This is a genomic window from Phyllobacterium sp. RCAM01083 (genome assembly GCF_055685835.1).
Genome location: NZ_JBVFZN010000002.1, coordinates 184,590 through 208,952 on the forward strand (window position 1 = coordinate 184,590; position 24,363 = coordinate 208,952).

Annotated in this window: 20 protein-coding genes; 8 read left to right on the forward strand and 12 right to left on the reverse strand. The window is 60.6% G+C overall.

All coding sequences use genetic code 11. The annotated features are described in order from the left end of the window. Positions 1-18: 18 nt before the first annotated feature. The 3 genes from ACZ25R_RS00835 to ACZ25R_RS00845 form a co-directional block, all read right to left on the reverse strand. On the reverse strand, positions 19-1,329 hold the full coding sequence (locus ACZ25R_RS00835; RefSeq protein ID WP_472459697.1) for an ABC transporter ATP-binding protein: 1,311 nt from the start codon (positions 1,327-1,329) through the stop codon (positions 19-21). 30 nt (positions 1,330-1,359) lie between these two features. Beyond that, entirely contained in the window at positions 1,360-3,093 is a 1,734-nt protein-coding gene (locus ACZ25R_RS00840; protein ID WP_464664061.1) for an ABC transporter permease, read from the reverse strand. 173 nt (positions 3,094-3,266) lie between these two features. Further along, the gene (locus tag ACZ25R_RS00845; RefSeq protein ID WP_472459698.1) at positions 3,267-3,629 is read right to left on the reverse strand and encodes a hypothetical protein; all 363 of its coding nucleotides are present in this window, start codon (positions 3,627-3,629) and stop codon (positions 3,267-3,269) included. Between the two features lie 308 nt (positions 3,630-3,937). Here ACZ25R_RS00845 and ACZ25R_RS00850 point away from each other — a divergent pair, with 308 nt between their 5' ends. Continuing rightward, complete coding sequence (locus tag ACZ25R_RS00850; protein ID WP_472459699.1) at positions 3,938-5,263, forward strand: S41 family peptidase; 1,326 nt, start codon at positions 3,938-3,940, stop codon at positions 5,261-5,263. Positions 5,264-5,369: 106 nt separating this feature from the next. Further along, complete coding sequence (locus ACZ25R_RS00855; RefSeq protein WP_464664057.1) at positions 5,370-5,930, forward strand: DedA family protein; 561 nt, start codon at positions 5,370-5,372, stop codon at positions 5,928-5,930. Between the two features lie 42 nt (positions 5,931-5,972). Here ACZ25R_RS00855 and ACZ25R_RS00860 read toward each other — a convergent pair whose 3' ends face one another. The 3 genes from ACZ25R_RS00860 to ACZ25R_RS00870 form a co-directional block, all read right to left on the reverse strand. Further along, entirely contained in the window at positions 5,973-7,160 is a 1,188-nt protein-coding gene (locus ACZ25R_RS00860) for a DUF1501 domain-containing protein (RefSeq protein WP_472459799.1), read from the reverse strand. A 30-nt stretch (positions 7,161-7,190) separates the two neighbouring features. After that, the gene (locus tag ACZ25R_RS00865; RefSeq protein ID WP_472459700.1) at positions 7,191-8,726 is read right to left on the reverse strand and encodes a DUF1800 domain-containing protein; all 1,536 of its coding nucleotides are present in this window, start codon (positions 8,724-8,726) and stop codon (positions 7,191-7,193) included. A 66-nt stretch (positions 8,727-8,792) separates the two neighbouring features. Continuing rightward, the gene (locus ACZ25R_RS00870) at positions 8,793-11,060 is read right to left on the reverse strand and encodes a caspase family protein (RefSeq protein WP_472459701.1); all 2,268 of its coding nucleotides are present in this window, start codon (positions 11,058-11,060) and stop codon (positions 8,793-8,795) included. Between the two features lie 489 nt (positions 11,061-11,549). Here ACZ25R_RS00870 and ACZ25R_RS00875 point away from each other — a divergent pair, with 489 nt between their 5' ends. Further along, entirely contained in the window at positions 11,550-12,017 is a 468-nt protein-coding gene (locus ACZ25R_RS00875) for an ABZJ_00895 family protein (protein WP_472459702.1), read from the forward strand. Between the two features lie 87 nt (positions 12,018-12,104). Continuing rightward, positions 12,105-13,877 carry an adenylate/guanylate cyclase domain-containing protein gene (locus ACZ25R_RS00880; protein ID WP_472459703.1) on the forward strand — a complete coding sequence of 591 codons (1,773 nt, stop codon included), beginning with the start codon at positions 12,105-12,107 and terminating at the stop codon, positions 13,875-13,877. Positions 13,878-13,899: 22 nt separating this feature from the next. On the opposite strand, the gene ACZ25R_RS00885 is transcribed toward ACZ25R_RS00880, so the two are convergent. Next, positions 13,900-15,396, reverse strand: coding sequence for an MDR family MFS transporter (locus tag ACZ25R_RS00885; RefSeq protein WP_472459704.1), 1,497 nt, complete (start codon positions 15,394-15,396; stop codon positions 13,900-13,902). Between the two features lie 268 nt (positions 15,397-15,664). Here ACZ25R_RS00885 and ACZ25R_RS00890 point away from each other — a divergent pair, with 268 nt between their 5' ends. The 4 genes from ACZ25R_RS00890 (at position 15,665) to ACZ25R_RS00905 (ending at position 18,888) form a co-directional block, all read left to right on the forward strand. Further along, positions 15,665-17,152, forward strand: a complete 1,488-nt coding sequence (locus tag ACZ25R_RS00890) for a carboxypeptidase M32 (RefSeq protein ID WP_472459705.1) — start codon at positions 15,665-15,667, stop codon at positions 17,150-17,152. A gap of 134 nt (positions 17,153-17,286) precedes the next feature. Continuing rightward, positions 17,287-17,736 carry a peptide-methionine (R)-S-oxide reductase MsrB gene (gene msrB, locus ACZ25R_RS00895; RefSeq protein WP_288194906.1) on the forward strand — a complete coding sequence of 150 codons (450 nt, stop codon included), beginning with the start codon at positions 17,287-17,289 and terminating at the stop codon, positions 17,734-17,736. Continuing rightward, positions 17,733-18,254 carry a peptide-methionine (S)-S-oxide reductase MsrA gene (gene msrA / locus ACZ25R_RS00900; RefSeq protein ID WP_472459706.1) on the forward strand — a complete coding sequence of 174 codons (522 nt, stop codon included), beginning with the start codon at positions 17,733-17,735 and terminating at the stop codon, positions 18,252-18,254. Before msrB ends, msrA begins: the two co-directional genes overlap by 4 nt. A gap of 34 nt (positions 18,255-18,288) precedes the next feature. Continuing rightward, complete coding sequence (locus ACZ25R_RS00905) at positions 18,289-18,888, forward strand: DUF922 domain-containing Zn-dependent protease (RefSeq protein ID WP_472459707.1); 600 nt, start codon at positions 18,289-18,291, stop codon at positions 18,886-18,888. Positions 18,889-18,894: 6 nt separating this feature from the next. On the opposite strand, the gene ACZ25R_RS00910 is transcribed toward ACZ25R_RS00905, so the two are convergent. The 5 genes from ACZ25R_RS00910 to ACZ25R_RS00930 all read right to left on the reverse strand — a co-directional run bounded on the left by ACZ25R_RS00910 (position 18,895) and on the right by ACZ25R_RS00930 (position 24,203). Continuing rightward, complete coding sequence (locus tag ACZ25R_RS00910) at positions 18,895-20,061, reverse strand: diphosphate--fructose-6-phosphate 1-phosphotransferase (protein WP_472459708.1); 1,167 nt, start codon at positions 20,059-20,061, stop codon at positions 18,895-18,897. A gap of 37 nt (positions 20,062-20,098) precedes the next feature. Then, positions 20,099-21,625: a glucose-6-phosphate dehydrogenase gene (gene zwf / locus ACZ25R_RS00915; RefSeq protein WP_472459709.1), complete on the reverse strand. Its 1,527-nt coding sequence runs from the start codon at positions 21,623-21,625 to the stop codon at positions 20,099-20,101. 168 nt (positions 21,626-21,793) lie between these two features. After that, positions 21,794-21,988: a hypothetical protein gene (locus ACZ25R_RS00920; protein WP_464664039.1), complete on the reverse strand. Its 195-nt coding sequence runs from the start codon at positions 21,986-21,988 to the stop codon at positions 21,794-21,796. Between the two features lie 151 nt (positions 21,989-22,139). Then, complete coding sequence (locus ACZ25R_RS00925) at positions 22,140-22,658, reverse strand: SixA phosphatase family protein (protein ID WP_472459710.1); 519 nt, start codon at positions 22,656-22,658, stop codon at positions 22,140-22,142. A 111-nt stretch (positions 22,659-22,769) separates the two neighbouring features. Further along, positions 22,770-24,203 (reverse strand): esterase-like activity of phytase family protein, encoded by a 1,434-nt coding sequence (locus tag ACZ25R_RS00930; protein WP_472459711.1) that lies wholly within the window; start codon positions 24,201-24,203, stop codon positions 22,770-22,772. Positions 24,204-24,363 lie beyond the last annotated feature (160 nt).

The window sequence follows — 24,363 nt, forward strand, 5'->3', positions numbered from 1 at the left end:
TCTTCCGCGGATTAACCGCTACTGGGGGTTTTCCAGGCTGAAAAGCTCGGCCTGCTCGTCATAGGCAAACAGCTCGGCATAGCGCGCCCAGGACACCACGGTCTTCAATGTCTCGTCCGCATAATCTTCGCTCATGAAGTCTTCAAGCTCGTTGCGGAAACGGGCTGCCGGAGCCGCATGCGTCGGCCGCTCGTCAAGCACGCGTCTGATAAGGCCGACGAGCGGAACATATGTGACGAGGTGTTCCGCGAAAACCTTCTTGCGTGCATCGGTATCGAGATGGGCGAACCGCATGCCGGCGTCGGTCAGGACGAGGTCGCCCTCGTTCAGATGGGCAAAGCGCAGGAGCTGCAGGGCTTCGCCGAGATGAAACAGCTCGTCGGCTTCCATCTGCAGCGTACCGGCAAGAACAGGCAGGTCGGCCCGCCCATTATACGGTTCGCCCGCCAGAGACTCGATCAGGCCAGCCAGGATATTGGTCGAAACCGGGTTCAAAATCATGCCCATTCCCGTACCTGGAATACCTTCCACGGATGGCAGGCGAGGCTCGGTACGCTGGGTCATGCGGGCATAGATATTGTCGACAAGCTGCCGGAAGACCGGATCGAGGCGATTGCGCGGATGGGGAAGATCGACCCTGAGTTCCTGCGCAACCCGGCCGGGATTGGACGAGAAAATCAGGATACGGTCACACATCAGCACCGCTTCTTCGATGTTGTGGGTCACGATCAGCACCGATTTGATCGGCAGGCGCCCTTCGATCCACAGATCGATCATGTCGGTGCGCAGGGTCTCCGCGGTGAGGACATCAAGGGCCGAGAAGGGTTCGTCCATCAGCAGCAGGTCGGGATGCACCACCAGCGCCCGGGCAAAGCCGACACGCTGGCGCATGCCGCCGGACAGTTCCTTGGGATAGGCGTTTTCGAAACCGTCCAGACCGATGAGATCGATGGCCGCAAGCGCACGCTTGCGCCGCTCCGACCGGTCGATATCCTGCGCTTCAAGACCAAGTTCCACGTTCTGCAGGACTGTCAGCCAGGGAAAAAGCGCAAAGGACTGAAACACCATGGAAATGCCGAGGGGCGGCCCCTGGATGACGGAACCGCGGCACTTTGCTTCGCCTGAGGACGGCGCGATCAGGCCGGCGATGATCCGCAGCAGCGTCGACTTTCCCGAGCCGGAGCGGCCGAGCAGTCCGACGATCTCGCCCTCCCTGATGTTCAGGTCGACATCGTCGAGCACCATGACATCGTTGCCGCTGCCTTTCTTGAAGGACCGGGAAACATTGCGGATGTCGACGAGCAGGTTTTTGTCAGCTTGATCAAGCATTGAACATTCCTTTGATCCGATAATCCGGCACTAACCGAGACGAAGGCGCCGCTCGCCAAAGGCGTAGAGCGGGCGCCAGAACAGGCGATTGAACAGCGTTACAAAGATGCACATGACGGCGATGCCAAGCACGACACGCGGGAAATCGCCCGCCGTGGTAGCATTGGCGATGTACGATCCAAGCCCCGGTGTGGTCAGCTGCGTGTCACCCCAGCTGGCCACTTCGGCAACGATGCTGGCATTCCATGCACCGCCGGATGCCGTGATCGCGCCGGTGATGTAGTAGGGGAAAATGCCGGGAAGAATGACCTTGAACCACCAGCGCCAGCCACGGAGATGAAAGCTGTTCGCCGCTTCCTTGAGGTCGCTGGGAAAGGCGCTGGCCCCGGCAATGACATTGAAGAGAATGTACCACTGCGTGCCGAGGATCATCAGCGGGCTGAGCCAGATATTGGCGTTGAGACCGAAATGCACGATCAGCACGACAAAGGCGGGGAATGCGATGTTCGCTGGAAAAGCGGCGAGAAACTGGGCAAGCGGCTGGACTTTCTGCGCCAGTTTCGGCCGCAGTCCGATCCACACCCCGACTGGCACCCAGACAAGTGTCGCGAGTATCATCAGAACGGTCACCCGCAACAGGGTGATGAACCCGTTGCCTACGGCGGTCGCAACATCGGACCAGGCAATGTTGGCCTTGAGATAGATGATGCTGATATAGGCCGCATAGCCTGCGGCAAGAACAATGAAGGCAAGCCAGAGCCGGTCCAGGACGCGCGACGTCGCGGGCTTTGCCTCACCCGAGCCGAATGTCGGCAGTGCCGGCAAACGCAGGTTCCAGACCAGACGGGAAAGAAAGGCGACCGGGGCGGCGAGCAGGCGTGTGATCCGAGCCCGGCGAAACAGGTCCAGCATCCAGGAGCTTGGAACCGTTTCCGACGAGGTCGTTTCAAAGCGGAACTTGTCGGCCCAGGCCACGAGCGGCCGGAACAGGAACTGATCGTAGAGCAGGATGACGGCGAGCATCGCCATGGTGGCATAGAAGATTGCCATGATGTTCTGCTCTTTGATGGCCAGCGCAACGTAGGAACCAACACCCGGCAGGGTAACGGTGGTGTCGCCGACGGTGATCGCCTCCGACGCCACGACGAAGAACCAGCCTCCCGACATCGACATCATGGTGTTCCAGACAAGACCGGGCATCGCAAACGGAACGTCCAGCCGCCAGAACCGCTGCCAGCCCGTCAGGTGGAAGCTCTGCGTTGCCTCCTCCAGGTCTTTCGGCTCGTTGCGCATGGATTGATACATGCTGAACGTCATGTTCCAGGCCTGGCTGGTGAAGATGGCAAACACGGATGCCAGTTCGGCGCCAAGGACACTGCCCGGAAACAGGTTGAGGAAGAAGGTGACGGTGAAGGTCAGGAAGCCGAGGATCGGCACGGACTGGAGAATATCGAGAATGGGAACCAGCACCATCTCGGCACGCCGGCTCTTGGCGGCGGCTGCGGCATAGATGAACGTGAAGACGAGCGACAGGGCAATGGCCAGGAGCATGCGCAGCATGGTGCGGAGCGCGTAAACCGGCAGATTGGATGGATCAAGGGAAAGCGGGGCGGCTTCAAGCGTCGACAGTGGAACCGTGGTCACGCGAGCGCCATAGGCAATCAGCACGATGGCGCCGATCACCAAAAGCAAAGCCATCAGGTCCCACATGCTCAGCCACATCGAGCGGCCGATGGCAGGCGGTGTATATTTATGAAACGCCATGAACCGGGCCCCTAATGGCTTGAATGCAATGAATAAAGGACGCTATTCGCGGTACTCTGCCATCGTTGCCGAAGCATTTGCAAGGGACTTAAGAAGGACGATCATGACAGTGTCATGACGGAAAATGGGCAGCGGGAAAAATTGCGCGGATCGCCGGATCGGCTGCGGCTGTTTCATCCGTGGCGGCGCAGTTGCCAGCGCACAATTCCCATGCCAATCCGGTTGAGTTTCCCGATGACCCGCCACAGGGATCGGGCACGCCGTTTTGCCAGGCGGCCGGTGGCCAGCCGGGGCAGCGCGAACCAGATGAGGCGCAGGGAACACCAGTTCAATATGGCAACCAGATGCGCGCAGACCCTGACCTCCATAGAGCGTAGGCGCGCCTGCAGCCACCGCTGAAGGTGAAGACCGGACGGCGCATGCGGGTTGCGGATTTGGCGATGCACCTTCTGGATTCGCGCGAGCTCCTGCGCTGTGTTCAGGCGCAGTTGGCGGCGCTTTGCCAGGATATGGTCCAGTTCACTGCTGTTCTGCATCGCGCACCGCTCTGCAACCGGAATTTGCACGCCACTCGTCGTTCGAGGGCGTCAATACGCGGCTGCCGTTTGACAATCGGGTGTCAATCTGCATCCTCCAGTGGCTATAGGAGCAAGCGAAATATGTTGCGCTCAAGCCAAAAAGCCATGCGAACGGCTCTTGTGTAATTTACCGGAAGCGGCAGTGTAGCATTATGGATCACAGTATGTGTCGGTCATATTCTGGTCGTGTTAATCCTGCCTTGGTTGGCATATAATTATCCTGTTACCACGTTTTGGGGTAGGCAGATTTTCTGGAAGGAATGCAAATGGTACGCAGGTTAACGCTTCTCATGGCCGGAGCCCTGATGGGTGCAACGGCAATGGTGGCTGTGCAGGGCGGGCTGCATATAACCGCCGCGGAAGCTGCGGGCACTGACACATACAAGCAGTTGTCGCTTTTCGGCGAAGTCTTCGAGCGGGTGCGCAACCAGTATGTGACGCCGCCGGATGACCAGAAGCTGATCGAAAGCGCCATCAACGGCATGCTGACATCGCTCGACCCCCATTCGTCCTACATGAACGCCGAACAGGCGAAGGAAATGTCGGTGCAGACCAAGGGCGAGTTTGGCGGCCTTGGCATTGAAGTCACCATGGAAAACCAGCTGTTGAAGGTGATCACGCCAACGGAAGATGGCCCCGCGTTCAAGGCGGGTGTTCTTGCCGGCGATTATATCTCGCAGATCGACGGAACCGATGTCCGCGGCCTGTCGCTGAACGATGCGGTCGACAAGATGCGCGGCGATGTCAACACGCCCATCGAGCTGACGCTGATCCGTCAGGGCGCCGACAAGCCGATCAAGCTGACCGTCGTGCGCGACGTGGTCAAGGTGAAAGCCGTCAAGTACCGCGTCGAGAACGATGTCGGTTATGTCAGGGTCATTTCCTTCACCGAACAGACCTACGAAGATTTGCAGAAGGCAATCAAGGACATCCAGAGCAAGATTCCCGCCGACAAGCTCAAGGGCTTCGTGCTGGATCTTCGCCTCAATCCGGGCGGCCTGCTCGACCAGGCGGTTGCCGTCTCCGATGCCTTCCTCGACAAGGGTGAAATCGTCTCGACCCGCGCCCGCGATCCGCAGGACATCACCCGCTTCGATGCCCGTCCGGGCGATCTGATCAACGGCAAGCCGATGATCGTCATGATCAATGGTGGTTCTGCCAGTGCGGCTGAAATCGTTGCCGGTGCGCTGCAGGATCAACGCCGGGCGACGGTGCTGGGCACGCGGTCCTTCGGCAAGGGCTCGGTGCAGACGATCATCCCGCTGGGCGAGAATGGCGCACTGCGGCTGACGACGGCGCTGTATTACACGCCGGCCGGCAAATCGATCCAGGGCAAGGGTATCGTGCCGGATATCGCGGTCGAACAGCCGCTGCCGGACGATCTGAAGGGCCGGGCCGAGCCGATGAGCGAATCCAGCCTGAAGGGCCATATCAAGGGCGTTCAGGAGGATGCGGAAGGATCGGGCTCGATTGCCTATGTCCCGCCGGATCCGAAGGACGACCTGCAGCTGATCGAAGCCCTGAAGCTGCTGCGCGGCGAACAGGCCAATGCGGCATTCCCGGCAGATCCGACGAAAGGCTTTTCCAAGTAACCGGAAAGCCGGAGACCATCATGAAAGGGACGGGTCCGCTCGGTCTGTCCCTTTCGGTTGCCGGCCATTCTGCAACCACCACGATTTCTCATTCTCATCAGGCACAATGGATCTTTCCAATATTATCGAAGCCACGATTTCCTTCACGCGGGAGCATGAAAAATGGGCGCCGGTCATCGTCTTTGCGCTCGGCTTGGTTGAATCTCTGGCCTTGCTCTCCCTGCTTGTTCCCTCCACGATCATCCTTCTGGGCATCGGCGGCCTGTTCGGGGCGAGCGGGCTTCCCTTCTGGCCGCTGCTTGTTTCCGGCGGCATCGGCGCATGCGTGGGCTATACGCTTTCCTATTGGGTGGGGCGGCACTTTCACGAACCCATCTTGAGAAACTGGCCATTTTCCCGTTATCCGGCCATGGTCGAGCGGTCCGAGCGGTTTTTCGAGCGATATGGTGTCTTCAGCGTTTTTCTCGGCCATTTCTTCGGTCCGGTTCGTGCTGTCATTCCGGTTGTCGCCGGGGTGGCCGGCATGACGGAATTCCGGTTCCAGCTGGCCAATATTCCGTCGGGTTTCCTGTGGGCGTTTCTCGTCATCGCTCCGGGCTATTTCTCCACCCAGTCCGACCAGATGAAACCATTCTGGGACTCATTCAAAAGCCTGGCCGGAAGCTGAGTCTACGCAGACATCAGCATCGGCGGTCCGTTTCCCGCGCTTTCATATCAAGGCAAGGTCACGCGGCTGCACGGCGGCAAAGACGCGGTGCAGTCCGGTCTGGTCCAGGCCATACATGCGCTGGAACAGTCCGCCGAGCAGGGAGCGGTAATCGGTCAGAACGGGATAGTCGCGGTTCTGGAAAAGATGGGCCTGGTCGACGGCGATTTGCTCACCGGCGATGCGGCCGCCCTTGATGCCGCCGCCCAGAACCCAGTAGACGCTGCCATGGCCGTGATCCGTGCCGCGATTGCCGTTCTCGCGAAACGTTCGGCCGAATTCGGAGAGGACCACCACGACGGTGTCCTGCCATTGCGGGCCGATCTCTTCGGCGAACCCGGCAATTCCCCGGCCGAGCTCGCTCAGCCTGTCGGCGAGATACCCGTTCGCCGCCCCCTGGTTGACATGGGTGTCCCAGCCGCCGACATCGACGAAACCCAGGTTGAACTGCTCGCGCATGAGACGGCCGATCCGGCGTGCGGACAGCTCGAACCCCTTGGCGGAGACGGCGCCGCGGCTGGCTTCCATCATGTGATCGGTGATCGCATGGTAGACATCGTCGCGGACGCGAAAGCCTTCCCGCACGGACCCCTCCAATGATTTCCCGTCATACATGGCGCTGATGAGACTCGCCTGGCGGCTGTCGATGCCCGGCTTGCCCACGCTGTTGATCGCGATGTTGGGGACCGGCTCGCCGCCCTGGAACGTGAGCGGCATCTGGTCGGTGAAGGAGATCGGCCGCACGCGTGTCAGGGCGCCGGCGAGGCGCGCCATGAAGCCGGACCGGTAATCCCGCGTGCCGTTGACGTCCTGTCCGAGCTCGATGGTGTCCTGGGTTTCAAAGTGGCTGCGGGTGAGGTCGTCCGTACCGGCGAATGGAATGAAGGCGGCCTGCCCTTTCTGATAGAAGGGGAGGATCGTGTCCTTCAGGGCCGGGTGCAGGCCCCAATTGACGTCGAGGGAAAGCGCCGAGGCGGCGTTGGCCGCGTCCGGACGGGCGATGGCGAGGTTCGGCCGCGATGCATAGTAGAAATCACTGCTGACCGGGATCACCACATTGGCGGCATCATAGGCGCCGCGCAGGAACACCACGAGCAGGCGTGCGTCGGTTTTGGGCGCCGCCCAGACGCGCCCGGCAACCGTCATGGAGGTCAGGGCTGCCAGTCCACCAATGAGATCACGGCGATTGATATGCATGATCGTCTCCTCGTCGGGTTGCTGTTACTGCATGAATTCAGGTGAGGACAGGAACAGCGTGTTCCAGTCCTGTGGTGAAATCGCCTTGTCGAGGGCGGTCTGCGTGGGCGCTGAAAGCTTCAGATGCAGGCTTGAGAAATACAGCCCGTTCTCGATGAGCGGGAATGCCGGCTGATCCACCGCATCGGGCGTTGCCGCCTTGAAAAGCCCGGCGGAATTGGACCCGATCTGGTGGGCAATCTCAAAGCGCGTCATCATCGCCCCCGATCCGTTCCACGCCGTCGACATCATGGAATAACCATCAGGGGTCTGGTGATTATAGAGGCCTTCCGCCAGGCGGTTCAGCCAGTTCTGGACGGGCGCGCTGTTGACGATGACTTTCGTGTCATAGGCAAGACGGATGGCGGAAAGAACATACCGGACAGGATCCTTGAAATGCCCGCCAAGCGAGGCTGTAAATTCGGGGGAATGGAACAGCGTGTCGAGGACGCTCGCGATATTGCCATCCGTCCGCATGAAGGTCTGCGCCATCCGGTCAACCAGGGCTGGCGGCGGGACATCGGCGACAAAATAGGTGGCGAGCTGCCGGGACACATGCTGGGCCGTTGCTGGCTGTTTGCATAGAATATCGAGCGCTTCTTCAACTTCGGCAAAGCCGCGCCCTTTGATCGTTTGCCCCAGGAAAACCTTGTCGCCGAAATCATGGCGTGCCGGATTGAACTCAAACAAACCATCGCGCACGAGCAGCGGCTGCAGGTCCGGTTTCAGCTTGGGATTGTCCGGTTTGAGATCGATCCCGACACCGGTGAGGATGCGCGCCAGTTCCTCGACATCCTTCTGCGTATAGCCGGAGCCGACGCCCATGGTGTGCAGCTCCATGATCTCCCGGGCGTAATTTTCGTTGATGTGGCCAACGGCGTTGTCGGCATTGTCGAGGTAGCGGATCATGGCGGGGTGACGCAGCGTCGCCTCCAGCAGATCGTGAAACCGGCCGAGCGCGTGCGCGCGGATGGCCTTGTTCTCGTAGTCGCCGACAAGGATGCGCAGATTGGCCTTGTATTGATGCACGTTGAAATGATTGAACCAGAACCACGTCATCCGTTCGCGCAGCTGATCGGGTGAATAGAGCGCCCGCAACAGGCTGGCGGTTGCAGCCTGCCGGGCCATGTCGCTCATGCCATCCTGAAAAGCCTTTTGCGCAATGGCTTTCTGGTCGGGATCGGCCGTCTGGTTGGCGGTGCGCCCCTGCGCGTCGAAGTCCGTGGCAAGATCGAAGGCGGATTTCTGGCTGACCGGCAAGGCCTCGATCTGTGCCCGGACCGCTGCCGGTAGTGCATCGGACGCGGGATGGAGTTGCGTTTGCAGCCATTTTTCCCGGCCAAGCGTGTGATAGGCCGCCATCGTCGATGGATTGACACCCCACGTTATTGCATCGACCAGCGCAAGATCGCGCACGATCTGCGCTGCAGGGTTGTCAGCGGCCGGCGCTGCCGCCGCATGGAGCGGGCTGAGCAGGATCAGCCCGCAGATTGAAAATCTTGCTATTCGACCCCTGTGCATGCTCTCACTCCGCCGAATAAAGGTTGGGTGCATCGCTACGGCGTTTCCCGTTGCAGATGCCGATTCTCATTTGGGGCAGGCGGGCTGATCCTGGCCGCCGCACTCTTTCTTCATGCCAGGCTTTTGCGGCACATGTGGCTGGGGCCTTCCGGCTGGCGGCCTTGCCTCGACCTGCCGTCGCGGCTGCACTTGCACTGGCGTATGGGCTTGCGGCACGGGACTGGACGGCCTGCTCACTTGCGCATTGACCCGTGCCTGGTTCTGCGGCTGAGCCCTTTGAACCGGCGGTCGGGGAGCGGCCTGATTGTGCGGACGCGGGCTGGCATTCAGTTTTGCAACCGCCGGTGGAACGGTCCGGGGTTGAGGATTGGGCGCAGCCTTGTGCCTGGCCTGTGCGGCAATAGTGGGCTGGCGGCTGACAGCAGCCGGCAAGGCATTTTTCCCGGCTTTGTTCCAGCCGGTCGACACGGCAGCTTTCCCGGGGGCAAGCGGTGCGGCACTGCTTGGGGCAGCCGGGAGGGCGTGCCCCGGCAATGGCTTGACCACTGCGGCGTTGGCTTTTCCGGGTGTTTTCGTCACAGCCTGCGGGGCTGGTGTCTGCACCGGTGCCGGGTTTTGCAGCGCGGGTTTGCCGTTGATGAGGGGCAGGCGGCTGCCGTTGGTCCCGGGGAGCGAATGGCTGTCCTGCGGTTTGATGGCCGCGGGTACCGGGCCCGGCGCGGCGGGTTTGGCGGGTGCGACGGGATTTTGATTTGGCATGACTGCCGCCTTCTTCTGCACCGATGGCGGCAGGGCAACGTGCAGGGCGGCCGCCGCGGCTCCCACCGCAACAGCGGCGCCGGCAACTTTCGCGCCGGTGCTCAGGCCAGGGCTGGGGGCAGCCGCAGGTTCCTGCACGATCGTCGTGGTGTTGTTGATCACCGTGTTATGAATGTTGTTGAAGATGACATTGTTTTCAGGCGGTGCAATGTCACGTGCCGGGCGGACCCACTCGGCCACGGGCACGAACGCAGGCACCGGCAGAACATAGAGATCGACAGGTGCGGGCGGTGGTGCCAGCACGATGAAATCGGGCGGCGGTGGCGGCAGGAAGATCACCGGCGGCGGTGGCGGCGGCGCAAAGTCGAATTCGGGATCATCGAAATACAGGACCGGGCGGTCGACATAGATGATTTCCGTTTCAGGTGGCGGCGGCACGTCGTACGCAATCACCGTAAAGGATGCGGGCGGCTCCAGCGCGGCTTCAAAATGGTCAAGTCTCCGGCGGGCATCCCAGCCGTGCGGACCATGCGGATAGCGGCGCAGATATGACCAATAGGCTTCCGGCGTGTCGGCGACCCAGGTTTGGCGCCATGTGATCGCCTCACGCCGGGCAGCGACAATGGCCCGCACACGTCTGGCCATCGGGTCGCTGGGATAAGCGGCAAGAAAATCCTCGTACCCGCGCAGCGTATCGCGATCGAGCGCGGCGAGATAGGCATCGCGAGCATCGAAATCGCGAATGGCCTTGGCCCGCATCGCACCGCCCTGCAGCGCGGAGACTTGCTGTGCCGGCGCATCGGGGCCTTTGTCGAAGAAAAGGAACGGCGTGCGGAATTTCGAGGCATTCCAGGGCAGTTCCCCGCCCTTGGTCGCATCGCTCACCCGCAGGCGCGTGCGATCGAAGACGTCATCAAGCCCCAGCCCGCCGACACGGATCATCTCGGCAAGGGCGTGCGCATAGGCCCCGTAAGGCCCGGGCTCTGGCGGAGCGACGGTTCCGGGCGCTGCATTGAAGCCGATCAGGACATTGGGATCGGGATCGACAATGGCCAATCCCCCTGCCAGCGGCTGATCCGATCGGACGAATGGGTTGGTTCGGGCCGCGTCGAGCACCATGATGGTGCCCTTGTTTTGCAAAGCGGCGAGCGATTTGGTGAAATCGGAGACTCGTATGGCTTCGACGGGAACATCGGTTGCGCGCGTCATTTTCGCATCGACACCGGCAAAATAGTTTTCGCCTTCATACTGCAGGCCATACCCGGCGAGATAAACGAAGACGACGGTGTCGGGCCCGGAGGCCGTCGCCTTGTCGAGAAAGTCCCGGAAGGTATGGCGCAACGAATCCTGATCAAGATCCCTCGCTCCGACCACATCAAATCCTGCGGCCTGCAATGTTTGTGCAATCAGGCCGGCATCGTTGGCGGGTGTCGGCAGCGGACCGGTTTGATAGGCCGAATTGCCGATGACGAGAGCGATTCTTTTCTCCAACGGCGCCTGGGCTTGGGCCAGGCCAGGAATGGCTAGGGAGCCGAGCACCAGAAGTACGGCAAGACATGTCCGGATTATTCGCATCTCGATCACCTCATTGCAAAGCACGCACGTGCAGCAGGATTATGGTGTGCTTTGAAAGCGGCACGCAAAAATCGTGCTCCATGATTCCGGCAAAATCGTGGGATCGGCGCTTTAAATCTGCTTTGACCAATGCTTTCGAAATTGCTGAGTATAATCAACGCCGCATGGTTGATGGGGCGTCCTGCACCGGGAATTGCCGCGGCGGAGTACGCAATAAAACACCGGTCTGTTGCCAGACCGGTGCCTTTGATCGTTGAAAAAGATCTTGGTCATTGGAAAAGAGTGCATCTGAAGACCAAAGCCCTCGAAAGATACTCTAGCCATTTAAATCGATTTGAAAATTGGTAGTTCCACCTAGAGAGCGGAGCCATCGACAGGATCGATGACCCTGCCGATGGCAGAAGATACCGCGCTTGACAAACGGCGATGGAACAGAGCCAATCCTGACCATTGATCCGGTTATCCCGGTGGCAACGCGAGGCGCAGGAAATGAATTCGACCGCAGATCAGACCAGTCTTACCCCGACGTTTATTCGGTTCACGCTCGCCTTTGTCCTGTGCGTCGTCATCGTTCAGCTTGCCGTGGCGATGCTGAATATGAAAATGCCCAGTTCCATGGGCATCATTACTCTGGTGGCGGCTCTCGCTCCAGCTTTTGATCTTTTCACGCGGTCGACGGGCCGGGTGATGTCATCCGGTGAAAAGCTGCGGTTTTCGCTTGGCGCAGCCAGCATCGCGATTGCGGTGAATGTCGCGGCTCTCTTCCTGATGGCCTATATCGCAACCGGTTCGCTCAGCCTTGACACGATCTCGACCGGCGTAGGGCTTGGCAAGATTGATCTGCCTTTCCTTGCCATCGGTCTCGGGGGCGGGCTGGTGATTGCGTTTATGATCACCTATTTCAGCGCGGGTTTCATGGGCCGGGGTGCGCTCAAGCGTCTTGCCAAGGCAAAATAGACCGGGCAATGCCGCGCTGTTTCACATGGACTTGGCTGGCATAGACTCATAAAGTCGGTTGCAGAGCCATTCAGATGGGGAGCAGTGTTGGCTATCGACCGCGTTGCACGCAAACTGGTTGCCATTCTGGCAATCGATATGGTCAGTTATTCGCGCCATATGGAAACCGACGAGGCCGCCACGATAGCGCGCATGCGCGTTCATCGTCAGCAGCTGATCGATCCGGTTCTGCGGGAACACAATGGACGCATCGTCAAGACAACGGGTGACGGGCTGCTTGTCGAATTCGGCAGCGTTGTCGACGCGGTCGAAAGTGCGGTTCTGATCCAGCGCGGCGTGGCGGACGCCGAAGCGGACATGCCGCGGGAACACCGCATTCAATATCGTGCAGGCATCAACATAGGCGATATCGTCATTGACGGTGATGATATTTTTGGCGACGGCGTCAATATCGCCGCAAGGATGGAAGCCTTGGCTGAACCGGGTGGTATCTCGATCACCGCGAATGTGTTTGAGCAGGTCGCGGGCAAGGTGGCCTTTACCTTTGAAGATCTTGGCGAACGGCAGGTCAAGAACATCAGGAAGCGCATACGCGTCTACCGGGTTGTGCTGGAGATCATGGCGGGTGCCAAACGCCCCCGATCCGATGCGCCATCGGCCGACGATGTCGCCAAGCCGGCCATAGCCGTCCTGCCGTTCCAGGATATGAGTGCCGACAAGGACCAGGAGTATTTTGCCGACGGTATCGCCGAAGACATCATTACGGGGCTGGCGCGCAACCAGGCATTCTTTGTCATCGCCCGCAATTCATCCTTTACATACAGAGGCGGTGCCGTCGACATAAAGCAGGTCGCCGGGGAACTCGGCGTGCGCTATGTGCTGGAAGGCAGCGTGCGGCGCAGCGGTCCCCGGGTGCGGATCACCGCGCAGCTGATCGATGCGGCGACCGGCAATCACATCTGGGCCGAGCAGTTCGACCGGCAGATGGATGACATCTTCGCTGTCCAGGACGACATCACGGCGAGCATTGTCGGCGTGGTGACGCCCGAACTCATCGGCGCGGAGATGAAGCGGGCTCGCCGGAAAGACCCCGCCAACCTCAGCGCGTGGGATTATGTCATGCGAGCGAACTGGCATGCATGGCGCTGGACAAGGGAAGACAGCGCGGCAGCCAAGGATTTTGCCCTGAAGGCAATAGCCCTTGATCCGAACCTGGCGCGTGCACGGGTGGTGCATGCCATGTGCGATATCATCGATGTGCTGTACGCCTGGAGCCCCAATCCGCCGCAGGCCATGAACGAAGCCCACGAGATGGCGCGCGTCGCGGTTGAACTGGATGAGCGGGATGCCGAAGCGCATACGATCCTCGGTTCGGTCGCCCTGTTCATGCGGCGGTTCGACGATGCGCGCCGATGCCTGGAAACGGCCATCGATATCAATCCCAATCTGGCGTTCGCACGCATGTGGGGCGGCGGATATTATGCGCTGGCGGGTGAAAGCAGCAATGCACGCGAAACCCTGAAGATGGCCATACGGCTCAGCCCGCGCGACCCGGCCAATTACTGGACCTTCGCATTTTTCGGCATGGCCGAGTTTGCCGACGGGCTTTATGACGCTGCGGCGGAATGGGCGCGCAAGGCGCTGCATCTCAATCCCAATTTTCCGACCGGTCACAGGGTTCTTCTGGCGGCACTCGGCGAGATGGACAATGCAGACGCGACGCGTGCCGCGCTTGACCGCCTTCTCCATGTCGCCCCGGGGACCAGCATTGCCACGACACGTGCCGGTGTTCCCTGGCGAAACCCCGAGCATTTGCAGCGTTATCTCGATGCGCTGCGCAAGGCAGGGCTGCCGGAGTGATGCGGCAACCCTGGCATTGCCGTCAGGACGACAGTGCCTCCTGCATTTCGGTTTGTGTCGGCGGCTTGCGGCCCGCCTCACGTGAAACCGGGATCAGCCAGGTCGTTGCAAAGGTGAGGATGGCAACAGTGAACACCCCCCAGAAACTCCAGTGCAAGGCGGAGTGAAACACCAGGCGGATGGCGGGGTTCGTCGCCAGGCTGGACAGGCCCGATGGCTGGTTGATCACCTCGTGCAGTTTATTGGCGAGATCGCCGCTGCCGAAATGCGCAATCCCGATATTGAGTATCGCACCGAGGGTTGTCGCGCCGAGGGTGTTGCCGAGGCTGCGCGAGAAGATGATCGATGCCGTGGCACTGCCGCGCATCGACCATTCGACACTTTCCTGTACCAGAACGACGCTGGTGACGCTGATCAGTCCCATGCCGAAACCCATGAGGAAGGAACCGACGCCGGCAGGGACGGGGCTGCTTTCAGGCGTGAGGAAGAGCAGAAACGACGCGCCGATCGGAAACATCAGGCTGCCGGCGCGCAGGGTCCTGCGGATTCCAAACGCGCGAAACAGCCGGATGGACAGCATGACGGCGAGCGGCCAGCCGACGATCAGCATGGTCAGCGTGAAGCCGGCAACGAGCGGCGAGCGTCCCAGGACGCCCTGCACATAGATCGGCAGGACGGTGGTCAACCCGATCAGCGCCATGCCGGCGAGAAGCGTCGCTATGTTGCTGGTGGCGACAAGCCGGCGGCTCCACAGGGCAAGCGAAATGATGGGCTCCGGCGCCCGGCGCTCCTGCATGAAGAACAGGATGGCAGTCACGATGAACACGGCAGCCAGCGCGGCGAGGATCGACAGATCGGCGTCCGTTTCGGTCAGGATGACCATCAGCGAGACGATGGCGATCGAAAACAGGATGGTGCCGAGATAGTCGATCCGGGCTTTGCGCGGCTCGATTTTTTCGTGCAGGAACAGCGTAAAGCCGATGATCGTCAACAGGCCGATCGGCAGGTTGATCCAGAAGATCCACGCCCAGGAAAAATGATCCACGATCAGGCCGCCGGCGAGGGGGCCGGTTACGGCGGAAATCGCCCAGACGCTGGCCAGAACGCCCTGCACCTTGGCGCGTTCCTCAAGCCTGTAGAGATCGCCGACGATGGTCATCGTCACGGGCTGGATGGCTCCGGCGCCCAGCCCCTGCAGCAGGCGGAATGCGATCAATGACGTCATCGACCAGGCAAAACCGGCCAGTGCCGAGCCGGCAAGGAAAATCACAATGCCGCCGATGAGCATGGGTTTGCGGCCGAAAATATCGGACAGCTTGCCGTAGATCACCGTTGTCGTCGACTGTGCCAGCAGGAAGGCCGAGAAGACCCAGCTGTAATAGGTGAAACCGCCGAGCTGCCCGACAATGCGCGGCATTGCCGTGGCAACGATGGTGGCTTCAATGGCGACCATGAATGTTGCCAGCATGATGGAGGCAACAATCAACGGACGTTTTGAACGTTCAACCGATTGAGACATGTGTTGTTCTGGCTTTCCACTCGCCGGGATAGTGGTTGACGGGTCACGGAAGACCTCGGGCGAGCTGTATATGTGCGGGATCGGGTTGGCGGCAAGGGGCTCAAAATCGCGGCTTGCACGCCATACTTCAACGCCTCGAAACGCTGATTGTCAATCTCCCCCATGCACACTCCTGACATCCCGGCGCGTGATTCAATCTTGCACTCGCCGGAAAATTGAAGTCCTCTCGGGCCCTGTTTTGAATCAGGATTCGCCCAAGGGGAACAGAATGTCCTTCCAGAAACTCGATGAACTCGGCCACAGGCTTGAAGCCCTTGAACATGCGCTTGCCATTCTCGGCGCCGACGAGGCCACCCATATGGCCGTTGGCGGCGGTGAAAAGCGGGCGGAAGCCATGGGCACGCTGGCGGGGATGTATCATCGCCAGGCATCTGCGCCCGAAATCGCCGACTGGATCGATGCGGCGGAGCGCGAGGACCTGGACGAGGAACAGGTCGCGGCTCTCAGGGAGTTCAAGCGGCACTATGTCAATCTGACCTGCCTGCCCGCTGAATTCGTCGAGCGCCAGACGAACACACGTATGCGCTGCGAGCAGATATGGCGCGACCTGCGTGCCAAGAATGACTGGGCCGGATTCCTGCCGGCGCTCGAAGGTGTCATTGCACTGGCGCGCGAAGAAGCAGCCATGCGCTCGCAGGTTCTCGGCCTTGGTCTTTATGATTCGATGATCGAGCAATATGACCCCGGCAATCGCACGGCGGATATCGCGCCGGTATTCGACACGTTGAAAACCTTCCTCAAGGACTTCGTGCCCGAGGCGCTGGCCGTGCAGGCGGAAAGGCTGGCAAAACGCCCGCTGAAACCCTTGTCCGGTGTTTATCCGGTCGACAGGCAGCGTGAGCTTGGTCTTGCCATGATGGCGGCAGTTGGCTTCGATCTTTCCCATGGCAGCCTTTCCGTATCGCACCATCCGTTCTGTGGGGGCGTGCCGAGCGATGTACGCATAACGACACGCTACCGGACGACGGAGTTTCTCTCCTCGCTGATGGGCGTGCTGCACGAAACCGGTCACGCGCTTTATGAACAGAACCTGCCGAAAAAGTGGTCGCATTGGCCGCTGGGGAAGGCGCGGGGAATGGCGATGCACGAAAGCCAGAGCCTGTTTGTCGAAAAGCAGCTCGGCCGCAACCCCGCATTCTGGCAATGGGCTCTGCCGGTTGTCGACAAATATCTGGCTGAATCCTGGTCCATGGATGACATCATTCCGCATGTTCACCGGGTCGAACGCGGACTGATCCGGGTCGATGCCGATGAGGTGACCTATCCGCTGCATGTCATCTTGCGTTTCGAACTCGAACAGGACCTGATCCAGGGCAGATTGCAGCCGGTTGACCTGCCCGAGGCATGGGATGCGAAGATGCGCGACTACCTCGGATTGTCGACGATAGACAACCCCGCCGACGGGCCCATGCAGGATGTGCACTGGGCAAGCGGCGCCTTTGGCTATTTCCCGTCCTATACCCTCGGGGCGATGATGGCTGCGCAACAATGGGCGGCGCTGACAAAGGAATATCCGGCTGCCGACAGGGATATCGCCAGGGGAGAGTTTGCGGCCATCAACGGCTGGCGGCGCGACAAGATCTGGTCTCAGGCATCGCGCTGGTCGACGCCGGAACTGCTTGAACGCGCCACCGGCGAAAAGCTCAACGCGGACCACTTCATCGGCCATATCCGTGCGCGCTATGGTGCGGTGTAAACGCTTGCAGCGGATGATGTTTGCGCCGCGCCGGGCTTGATAACCGGGGCGGGCGGACACAAATATGCACCAACACACTTCATGGTTGGCCGGACATGCCGCAATCACGCTGACCCCTGATGGAAGGGAAACATATGCGCAAATATGAGAAGAACTCTGACGTGATCTCGAAACTCTCTCCCGAGCAGTTTCGTGTCACGCAGCAGAACGGGACCGAACGTCCCGGAACGGGCGAATATCTGGACAACAAGGAACCGGGCATTTACGTTGATATCGTTTCCGGCGAGCCCCTGTTTGCGTCATCCGACAAGTTTGAATCGGGATGCGGCTGGCCCAGTTTCACCAAGCCCATCGAGCCTGCCCACGTGAACGAGCTGCGCGACGACAGTTACGGCATGGTGCGCATTGAAGTGCGCTCCAGCCATGGCGACAGCCATCTCGGGCATGTTTTCCCCGATGGTCCGCAGGATCGCGGCGGGCTGCGCTACTGCATAAACTCGGCCTCGCTCCGGTTCGTCCATCGGGATGACATGGAGGCGGAAGGCTATGGAGCCTATCTCAATCAGGTGGAGGAAATCGGATGACAAGCGAACGCGCAGTCCTTGCCGGCGGTTGTTTCTGGGGCATGCAGGATTTGATCCGTCGTTATGACGGCGTCCTGTCGACCCGCGTCGGCTATTCCGGCGGTGACGTCCCTAACGCGACCTACCGCAACCATGGCACCCATGCGGAAGCCATCGAAATCATTTTCGATCCCGCACGGATCAGCTACCGGAACATTCTGGAGTTCTTTTTCCAGATTCACGATCCCACCACGCTCAACCGCCAGGGCAACGATCTGGGATTGAGTTACCGCTCGGCGATTTTCTACGCGGATGAAGAGCAGAAGCGGATTGCCGAGGACACGATTGCCGATGTCGATGCGTCCGGTCTGTGGCCGGGAAAGGTCGTGACCGAGCTCGCACCGGTCGGCGATTTCTGGGAGGCGGAGCCGGAACACCAGGATTATCTGGAACGGTATCCCAACGGATATACCTGTCATTTCATCCGGCCCGGCTGGAAGCTTCCTGTGCGGGACAAGGCGGCGGCATCGGGAGTCTGATGCTGTTCGCCCGGATGTGACGGGAAGGGGCCACATGATAAAAACTGCAGGGTACTGCCTGGTTGCCGTCTGCCTTGTCGGCATGCCTGCGGCGGCACAGGCGGCGTGGAAAGCTGTCGAACAGGTGGAAACCTACGCGATTGCCGGAACGTCCGGCGCTGCGCTTTATGCCTCGATCGGCGAGCGGGGGCCCATCATCGCCGGTACCACCCGGACAATAGCCCACACCAATTTCAAACTGACATGGCAAAGGAAGTATGAGCGGCAGGGCAATGCCTGCGCTCTGGTTGCCGCAACGCCGAAACTCATCATCACCTATACGCTGCCGAAGCCCGCCGAACGGCTGCCGGCTGCGGTACAGGCGAACTGGGATACGTTCATTGCCGGTGTGCGCACCCATGAAGCCGTGCACGGCGAGACGATCAAGGACATGGTCAAGGGGATCGAGGCCGCGACCATCGGCCTGTCGGTGCCGGATGATCCCGGCTGCCGGAAAATCCGGGTCGAGATGACGAAGCGCCTTTCCGAGCTTTCCCTTGCCCAGCGGCAGAAGGGGCGGGATTTCGACCGGGTCGAGATGGGCGAGGGCGGCAACATCCAGCAGCTTGTGCTTCGCCTGGTCAATGGCGGGTGACGCCGCCTATGCGAACGGCTCGGCGAGCGTGAAGCGCTTTGGCAGCAGCCGTTCGAAATAGGCCCGGCACGGCGCAGAAATCCGGTTGCGCTCAGACTCGAGAAAATCATCCGGCAGGTGGCGTGTTTTGCCGGCAACGCTGGCAAGCGGAACGATCTGCGGACGGGTGCTGCCATTGGCATATTGCAGCGCCACCGACCCGCCGCCGCGCGCCGCCGTTTCGACGGCGAAGACTCCCGCCTCGAAAGCCTCTTGTGCGTCGGTCGCATTGGTTGTGGCGATGTTGCCGCGCGGCAGGTAGCCGAACGTATCCACTCGTGCACGGGCGCCGGGCAGGCCGTCCCTGAGCAGCTGTTCGATGGCCATTCCCAATTCTCCGCCGGACAGGCGGATATTGCCGTGGGCGTCGCGTTCAAGGCGATCGGCGGGAACAAGGTTTTCAACCACGGTCCGCCCGTCCTCGCCGGTCACGCCCTCCGACATGGCAATGATGCAGCGGCCGTGACGGCTCTGCGCTTCGCGCACGTCATCGATGAACCGTTTTGCCGAAAAGGCCCGCTCCGGCACATAGACAAGATGAGGCGCGCTCGCATCGTCATGCTGCCATGCGGCGGCCGCGGTGGTCAGGAATCCCGCATGGCGGCCCATGACGATCCCGACATAGATGCCGGGCAGCGCACGGAAGTCGAGATCGATACTGAGGAAAGCGCCCGCGATGAACTCGGCAGCGGAGATGAAACCGGGCGTGTGATCGCTCTCGACCAGATCATTGTCGATGGTCTTGGGTGCGTGAACGAAGGCAATATCCTTGCCCGCCGCTTCCACCAGGATCTGCTGGGTTCCGGCGGTATCGTTCCCGCCGATATTGATGAAGGCGGTTGCCCCGACATGACGCAGGCTTTTCAGGATCGCCTCGCAATAGGCCGCATCGGGTTTGTCGCGCGTGCTCCCGAGCGCAGCACTCGGTGTTGCCGCGATCAGGCGCAGTTGTTGTTCCGGCAGAGCCGAGAGATCGACGAAGTTGCCGGCGCGAATACCGCGCACGCCGTGCTTTGCACCGAGCACACGGGCACCGGGATAACGTTTGCGCACCTCCAGCGTGGCGCCCGCAAGGGTCTGGTTGATGACTGCCGTCGGTCCGCCGCCCTGCGCAATTACGAATGTCTCGGTCATATCCGTCCCTCTCGTTTTTCTTGTTTGTCAGATCAAGTCAGGAAACCTTCGCTTTCACCCGGTGCTGCACATCGGGCTGGTGCCATTTGCGGCCATCGCGCTCGATCAGTACATCGGCGCATTGTGGCCCCATGCTGCCCGCCGGATAGGGATCAGGGCGTTCTGCCGATGTCGCCCACAGATCGAGAAAGGGTTGCACGGCCGCCCATCCCGCTTCGATGCTGTCGGCGCGCTGAAACAGGGTCTGGTCGCCGACGAACAGATCGTAGAGCAGGGATTCGTAGCCGGTCAGTTTGCCGATATCAAAGAAATCCGCATAGTTGAAATCGAGGGACACCGGGACCGTCTCGACGGAAAGACCGGGCGACTTGATCGATATTTCGATGTGCAGGCCCTCGTCCGGCTGCACCTGGATGATCAGCCGGTTCGGTGTCAGGCGGCGCTGCGGCCCCATCCCCTTGAACTGGGCGAAGGGAACCTGGCGGAAGGTGACGACGATCTCGGTATCGCGGGCCGTCATGGCCTTGCCGGTGCGCAGATAGAAGGGGATACCCGCCCAGCGCCATGTATCGACAAAAAGCTTCAGGGCAACGTAGGTCTCCGTTGCGCTGTCGCGCGCCACATCCGGGATATCCGCATAGTTCGGTATGGTTTTGCCGCCGGAAACCCCTGTTGTATAGGTGCCGCGCGCCGAGTTCTGCTCGGCTTCTTCGCCGGAGTAGATCCGCAGAGCTTTCAGGACCTTGCCCTTCTCGTCGCGGATTGCCTCGGCGTCAAAGCTGTTCGGCGGCTCCATGGCAACCATGGCAAGAAGCTGAAACAGATGGTTAGGCACCATGTCCCTGAGCGCGCCCGTTGCGTCGTAGAATTTGCCGCGGGTGCCGACATCGACGAGTTCGGCCGCGGTGATCTGGACGTGATCGATGAAATTGTTGCTCCACAGGGATTCGATCATCATGTTGGCAAACCGCGCCGTCATGATGTTCTGCACGGTTTCCTTGCCGAGGAAGTGGTCGACGCGATAGACCTGCGTTTCCGGCACGCGGTTCAATATCCTGGCATTGAGCGCCTTGGCCGAGGCGAGGTCGGTTCCGAACGGCTTTTCGATCACAAGGCGGCGGAAGGCACCACCCGTTTCTTTCAGCAGGTCGTGATCGGCGAGCTTGTCGACGATATCGCCGAAGAACAGCGGCGGCACGGCAAGGTAATAGGCGGCGTTCCGCCCGGCCTGCGCTCCGAGCTGGCCGGCAATCTCGGCATAGATGGCATCCTGCGTGAAGTCGCCCTGCCGATAGAAGATGCGCGAGCGCAGTCCCTGCCATGTCTCGGCGCTGTAGTTGGCCTTGATGTTGGACGTCGTGAGAAAATCCTCAAGCTTGGCGCGCAGCATTTCGTCATCGCCGGGTTCAATGCCGATGCCAAGGATCTGCAGGCTGTCGCTCACGAGACCGCTCTGCGTCATGTTGAGGACGGTGGGAACGAGCAGCCGCCGCGTCAGATCGCCCGTTGCACCGAAGATGACCAGAGTGACGGGCGGAGCGGGCGCGATGGTCGGTTCAGTCACGGGAGCTCCTTTGGTTCAACACTGGGCACATGGTGGGTAGCGTGTGAGGGTCTTGGCCGGTTCGTTCCGAGAATGAACGGAATAACGCGCGGCGTGGCAAGCATTATCTTGCTGGCTTGCCACGATTTCATCCGCCAGGGGAAGCTGTTTCGTGATGCGCGCAGAGGCCTATTTGACCTTGCCGAATTTGATGGGCTTGCCGTCAGGGTCCGAAAGCGCCGTCTTGATCGCATTGAGGAATGCTTCGGGATTGTCGATGGAAATGTTGACGCTCTTGGCTTCCTTGAACGGGTTGAGGCCCGAAAGCTTGAGGTTGGCGGTTTCCTCTTCGTACCTGATTTCCTGAAGTTCTCTAAGGCGCATCCTGACGTCCAATCGCGGTTTGCAGTGAATGGTCCTGTCACATATTCGAAAAATGATTGTCATAATCAACAGCTGAAAGTTGAAATGACCGCCTCAGTGCAGCTATTTTGGCGCATGAACGCCCGTGGAATCGGGGTTTGGGCGAATGGCCTCACCCGTGGCCGATTGTCCTCGGTGTCACAAACCGTTCCAGTTCCCCGGATTGATCGGCAAGATCGGACCAGCGCCTGGTGGTGAAATCGATGACGGCTAGTCCCGCCGTGGGGTATTTCTGCCGGAGGCGGGTGAGATCGGCCTCCCGTCCCCTACCGGCAAGCCGGAGGGCTGCATCGTGCAACCCCGGATTATGGCCGACAACCAGCAATGTCCCGATCCCCGGCTCCACCGCCCTGACGACATCCAGAATCACCCGCGCGGGCGCCTCGTAGATCCGCGGCTCCGCCCGCCAGCGTATACCGTCTCCGATGACGGGACGCAGCAGTTCCCATGTCTCCAGTGTCCGCCGTGCCGTAGAGATAAGGGCGAGATCCGGTATGAGCCATTCTCCGGTCATGTATCGGGCCATCAGGGGGCCGGCCCGGCGGCCGCGTTCGGCAAGCGGGCGGTCGTGGTCGTCAACACCATCAGGCCAGTCCGATTTGGCGTGGCGAAGCAGGAGAAGTCGCAGCATCTGTTTTGCTCCATGGGCACTCAGCTCACCCGATCATACAACATGAACGGGAATGCATGGAGGCTGGTATCATCGGAGAGGGCAATCCTCTCCGATGACAAGTCGAACGGATTACTTATGCAGTCCGGGAATGGTGACCTGAAACACCTGGAACATGGTGTCGACATCGGCACCGCCCTCGGCCTTGTAGCTCGCGCCGACCTGAAAGCCGTCCTGGGTCAGGAAGTCATTGTCGTTGCCGACGAAAAGGAAATAGTCGTCCGGCAGCTTGGGATCGAGGACGCTGACAAGTGCCATGGCTTCCCATTTTTCCGACAGGTTGTTGCGGTCATTGGGCGCACCGTTGTGCAGGCCGAAGCGCGACAGGTTCGCATTGTCATTGATATCAATGAAGGGGGTCAGTGTTGCCGGTGTAACAGAGGGGTCGACAATGCCCTTGGGTGCAACGGCCTTGTCGGCATCGAAGGCACTTCCGGCGATATCGGTGGCCGCCGAGGTGTCGACGACGGCGATGTTGCGGTAGAGCGACGTGTCGCCGTCAAGGCCATAACCATTGCCGCTGTCGCGTGCCAGCATCAGGAATGCCTTGTCGGACAAAGCCACGATCTCGCTCTGCGCTGCTACAGCCTTCTTGCCCTTGGCATTGGTGAAGACGGGAAGCGGCACGACATATTCATGCACCAGCTTCAGATGGGCCGGATCGGCCGCGTCATAGACGAGGGCGCGGGTGTTCTGGCGGGTCGAACTGGAATCGCCGCCATCCTGCCGGGCGGCCGACTGGAGAACGGCGATCAGGAACTTGCCGTCGGGCGTCAGTGCCATGCCTTCCAGGCCCTGATTGTTCTGGCGGCCGGTATCGGGATCCTTCGGATCGGGTGCCTGTGCGCCGGGCCCCGGATTGTTGGATGAGAAATTCGCCTTGCCATGGCGCATGGGAACCAGCGCTGCCGGAGGCTGGGTTGCCGACATCATGCGGCCCTCGGCGGAAAAGCGGTAAATATTCGGTCCATACTCGTCGCTGATGAACATCGTGCCATCGGCGAGGCGGACGATTGCCTCGTTGTCCAGGGATATCTTGCCATTGACGGCCTGCGGCAGCATGGGAAAATCCCCGGCAGCGGCGCGAACATCGGACTGCGGGTCGAGGCCGGTTGTGTCGGCGCCCTTGTCATCCACCAGCAGCAACGTGTCGGTGAGTGCGGCCTCGACGCCGCTCTGCTGCTTGTCGGCGGACGGTGTTGCGCCGGGCGCCACCGGCGTGAACCGGATCGACAGCATGTTGAGGCGAGGGCGGTAGTCGGTTGTGCCCGCCACATTGTAACCGCGGTCGGGCAGGAGCAGCATCGTGCCCTTGTAGCTGTCGCCATCGCGGCTCCACTCGGCCGGGTTCATCGCCATGCCCGAGCCGGAACCGAAGGTTTCGCCGAATTTGTCGCGCTGATTGGCCGGAATCCGTCCAACGCCGACCAGCCCCTTATTGACGAGCGTTGCACCGCTGATCGCAACCGAATTATCGGCAAAGGCTGCGGCCGGAAGTATGGCCATGGAGGTTGCAAGCAAACGCAACAGAATTGACGGCAGATGGCGCATGGAAAAATCCTTTGACAAGACAGTGTGGCGGGTGGTCTCGGGGTCGATCTTGGGAAGAGACCATCCCCCGGAATCGTGCAAGGAGACCTTTCCGGTAGGGTCTAGAACCGGAATG